The organism is Enterobacter sp., from assembly GCF_977039595.1.
On the sequence record NZ_CDRQYH010000127.1, the window covers coordinates 1 to 4,320 of the forward strand.

A 4,320-nucleotide genomic window follows, 5' to 3' on the forward strand; every position below is an offset into this window, starting at 1 on the left:
GACGTGGCTCAGGGCTTTGGCCTCATCCACCGCTTTGCACACGCGGGATAAATGTGCCGCCGAACTCAGCGGCCCCAGCTCGGTTGATTCGTCCTCGGGTGCGCCCATTTTCAGGCTCGCAACCGCAGCACCCAGTTTTTCCACCAGCGCGGCGTAAATGCCCTTTTGCGCGTAGATACGACAGGCGGCGGTACAGTCCTGCCCGGCGTTGTAGAAGCCAAACGTCCTCACCCCTTCGACGACCGCATCCAGGTCGGCATCATCAAACACGATCACCGGCGCTTTACCGCCCAGCTCCATGTGGGTGCGTTTAATGGAGGACGCCGTATGGCCGATGATATGTTCCCCGGTAGCAATTGAACCGGTCAGCGAGACCATACGGACTTTTTCATGTCCGGTAAGCGGATCGCCGACCGTTTTGCCCCGACCAAACAGCACGTTAAGAACGCCCGCCGGAAAGATATCTTTTGCCAGCTCTCCCAGCTTAAGCGCGGTCAGGGGCGTAATCTCAGAGGGCTTAATCACCACGCAGTTCCCTGCCGCCAGCGCGGGTGCCAGTTTCCAGGCTGCCATCATCAGCGGGTAGTTCCATGGTGCAATAGAGGCAACCACGCCCACCGGGTCGCGGCGGATCATCGACGTATGGCCGTCAAGGTACTCTCCGGCGGCCAGCCCGTTAAGGCAGCGGGCGGCCCCGGCAAAGAAACGGAAAACGTCAACCACCGCCGGAATTTCATCACCCAGAGCGCAGTGCAGCGGCTTGCCGCAGTTGAGGGATTCGAGCCGGGCAAACTCCTCGCCGTGGGCTTCAATCGCATCCGCCAGCTTCAGCAGGCTCTCGGCGCGGGTTTTCGGCGTCGTTTGTCCCCACGCCACAAAAGCACGGTCGGCCGCCTGAACCGCCGCGTCGACCTGGGCCGCTGACGCCTCAGCAATCTCCAGCAGCACCTCTCCGGTGGCCGGGTTATAAACCGGCTGTTTCTCACCCTCTCCGGCAACCAGTTCACCGTTTATCAGCAGATGTTTTTGCATAGCATTTTCCTGTTGAATTCACTGTTATTTCCCGCTGCCGGCAATGTTTTCGCCGTCGCGGGTTAGCCACCAGGCTCCCAGAATGGGGATAGTTGTCACCAGCATCACCAGCAGAGCCACGACGTTGGTGACCGGCACGTCGCGCGGACGCCCGAGCTGGTTGAGCAACCACAGCGGTAACGTGCGCTCGTGTCCCGCCGTAAATGTTGTGACGATTATCTCGTCAAACGACAGGGCAAACGCCAGCATACCCCCGGCCAGCAGCGCTGAACCCAGATTGGGCAGCACCACATAGCGGAAGGTTTGCCATCCGTCGGCCCCGAGATCCATCGACGCTTCGACCAGACTCCAGGAGGTGCGCCTGAACCGTGCAATTACGTTGTTAAACACCACCACCACGCAAAAGGTGGCGTGTCCCACCACGATGGTGAAAAAGCCCGGCTCAAGGTCGATCGTTTTGAAGGCCGTCAGCAGCGCCAGGCCGGTGATGATCCCCGGTAACGCAATCGGTAACAGCAGCAGCAGAGAGATCGCATTCTTGCCAAAAAACTCGCTTCGCCACAGCGCCGCTGCAGCAAGCGTGCCAAGCACAAGGGCAATGGCGGTGGAAAGCGCGGCAATTTGAAGTGACAACGTCACGGATTCGATAATATCGCCGCGCCCCGCCGCCACGCTAAACCACTTCAGCGTTAGCCCCTGAGGCGGAAAGCTGAAAGCGGCGTCTTCGGTGTTGAAGGCGTAGGTCGCGATAATCAGCAGCGGGAAGTGCAGGAAGATGACGCCTCCCCACGCTGCCACTTTCAGGAACAGCGGTGCGCGTTCAGAGTGCATCGAATGCTCCCAGACGTTTCACGAACGCCAGATAAAGAGAAATCAGCACGATGGGAACCAGCGTGAACGCGGCGGCCATGGGCATATTGCCAATGGCGCCCTGCTGGGAGTAGACCATGTTACCGATGAAGTAGCCCGGCGGCCCCACCAGCTGCGGAACGATAAAATCCCCCAGCGTCAGGGAGAAGGTGAAAATGGACCCCGCCGCAATGCCCGGAATGGCCAGCGGCAGAACGACGTAGCGAAAGGTCTGGCGCGGGCGGGCGCCGAGGTCGGCCGAGGCCTGCAGCAGCGAGGCCGGCAGGCGTTCCAGCGCTGCCTGGACGGGCAGGATCATAAACGGCAGCCAGATGTAAACGAAGACCAAAAACCGTCCCAGCCCCGAGGTGGACAAGGTGTTGCCGCCAATCGCCGGGAGCGTCAGGAGTGAGGTCAGAATCGGCTCCAGCCCGAGATGGTTGAGAAACCATTGCGCCACGCCGTCCTTCGCCAGCAGCAGCGTCCAGGCGTAGGCTTTGACGATGTAGCTCGCCCACATCGGCAGCATGACAGCGATATAGAAAAACGCTTTCCACTTGCCGCGGGTGTATCGCGCCATGTACCAGGCCATCGGGAATGCGAGGATGGCGCTGGCAATAGTCACCGCAATCGCCATCGTTAAGGTTCGCAGGATGATGTCATAGTTTGCCGGGTTGAAGAGCGCCTGAATGTTCGCCAGGGTCAGGTCCGGCGTGACCGCCATGGTGAAATCGTCAAAGGTGTAGAAACCTTGCCACAGCAGGGTCAGAAGCGATCCTAAATAGACGATGCCAAACCACATGAGCGGCGCGAGCAGAAGCAGGAACAGGCCGAGCGACGGTTTCCGCCAGAACAGCGCCGTCATTCGGCTGAAGCGGCCGTGCGAGGCGGGAGGATGCGCGACACTCATAGACATTTCACCTCTCCTCATGCAGGCGAATCATCGCCTCGCGTGACCACGACGCCATCACCGCCTGCCCCGGCGCAATGCCGCTCAGCGGCGAGGTTTCACTGAGATTGGCCTGGCTCACCAGCAGTTTGGCGCCATCGGCAAGCTTCAGCTCCAGCCGCGTGGCCGCCCCCTGGTACTGAACGGCCTGCACGATGCCCTGAACCTGAACGTCTCCGCCCTCGTTAAGACGGATATGTTCCGGACGCAGGGAATAGCTGCCTTCCATGCCGCAAATTTTGTGCGCTAGTCCTGCATCAAAGACGTTGGAAGTGCCCACAAAACTCGCGACAAACGGCGTGCGCGGACGCATGTAGAGATCGCGCGGGGTGTCCACCTGCTCGATGCGCCCGTTATTAAACACCGCCACCCGGTCTGACATCGAAAGGGCTTCACCCTGATCGTGGGTGACGAAAATGAAGGTGATGCCGAGTTCCTGCTGAAGCTTCTTCAGCTCGAACTGCATCTGTTCACGCAGTTTGAGATCGAGCGCACCTAAGGGCTCATCCAGCAGCAGGACGCGCGGCTCATTGACCAGCGCGCGGGCGATGGCGACACGCTGCCGCTGGCCGCCGGAAAGTTGCGAAGGTTTGCGGGCAACGGCGAAACTCAGGCCCACTTTTTCCAGGGCATCACGGGCCTGCGCATGGCGTTTTTTCTTGTCGATGCCTTTGACCATCAGCCCGTAGGCGACATTGTCGAGGATCGACATATGCGGGAACAGCGCATAATCCTGAAACACGGTGTTCACGTCCCGCTCCCAGGGGGGCAGTTCGCTCGCTTCTTTACCGAAGATAGAAATCGTCCCGCCTGACAGCTGTTCAAAACCCGCTACCAGACGCAGGCAGGTGGTTTTGCCGGAGCCCGAAGGCCCCAGCATGGAGAAAAACTCTCCGTCGCGGATCGCAATGGTGACCCCATCCACCGCCCGGACGTCGCCGTACAGACGGGAAACATTGTTAAACTCGACTGCGTACGTCATGTTCTGCTCCCGGGCAATTAACGACCGCCCATGATGGCGATGTAATCCTGCGTCCAGCGGCTGTAAGGGACAAACTTGCCGCCTTCTGCGATGGGGGTTTTCCAGAACATGATTTTGTCGAACTCGTTATATCCGTTTGTTTCACAGCCTTTATCGCCCAGCAGCGTGCTGGCTTTACACCCTTCCGGTACCACGGGCAGGGAGCCAAACCATGCTGCCAGATCGCCCTGAACTTTCGGCGTCAGCGACCAGTTCATCCACTTGTAGGCGCACATCGGGTGTTTAGCCTGTGCGTGCAGCATGGTGGTGTCCGCCCAGCCGGTCACCCCCTCTTTCGGGAAGACGGTTGCAATAGGCTGGTTCTCAGCCTTCAGGGCATTCGCGGCTTTGTTGAATAAATCAGATTTCGGGTAAGTCTCCCCCGTAGCGGGTTGTGTTTTCAGGCAATACGCACGCTTTCAGGCATACCTGCTTTCGTCATTTTGTTCAGCGCTCGTACCAGGGCCAT

At 59.4% G+C, this 4,320-nt stretch carries 4 protein-coding genes and 1 pseudogene; all 5 read right to left on the reverse strand.

From position 1 onward, the window contains the following. A partial coding sequence (locus tag ACWYRJ_RS20525) for an aldehyde dehydrogenase family protein (protein ID WP_455508525.1) occupies nucleotides 1-1,032 on the reverse strand: 1,032 nt, incomplete at its 3' end. 24 nt (nucleotides 1,033-1,056) lie between these two features. Then, nucleotides 1,057-1,863, reverse strand: a complete 807-nt coding sequence (locus tag ACWYRJ_RS20530) for an ABC transporter permease (protein WP_029741505.1) — start codon at nucleotides 1,861-1,863, stop codon at nucleotides 1,057-1,059. Beyond that, nucleotides 1,853-2,791: an ABC transporter permease gene (locus ACWYRJ_RS20535; protein WP_376708929.1), complete on the reverse strand. Its 939-nt coding sequence runs from the start codon at nucleotides 2,789-2,791 to the stop codon at nucleotides 1,853-1,855. The genes ACWYRJ_RS20530 and ACWYRJ_RS20535 overlap by 11 nt, the downstream gene beginning before the upstream one ends. Nucleotides 2,792-2,798: 7 nt before the next feature. Next, entirely contained in the window at nucleotides 2,799-3,812 is a 1,014-nt protein-coding gene (locus tag ACWYRJ_RS20540) for an ABC transporter ATP-binding protein (protein WP_111963677.1), read from the reverse strand. Between the two features lie 17 nt (nucleotides 3,813-3,829). Continuing rightward, nucleotides 3,830-4,195: pseudogene (locus tag ACWYRJ_RS20545) on the reverse strand (spermidine/putrescine ABC transporter substrate-binding protein); the annotation flags it as partial. Between the last annotated feature and the right edge of the window lie 125 nt (nucleotides 4,196-4,320).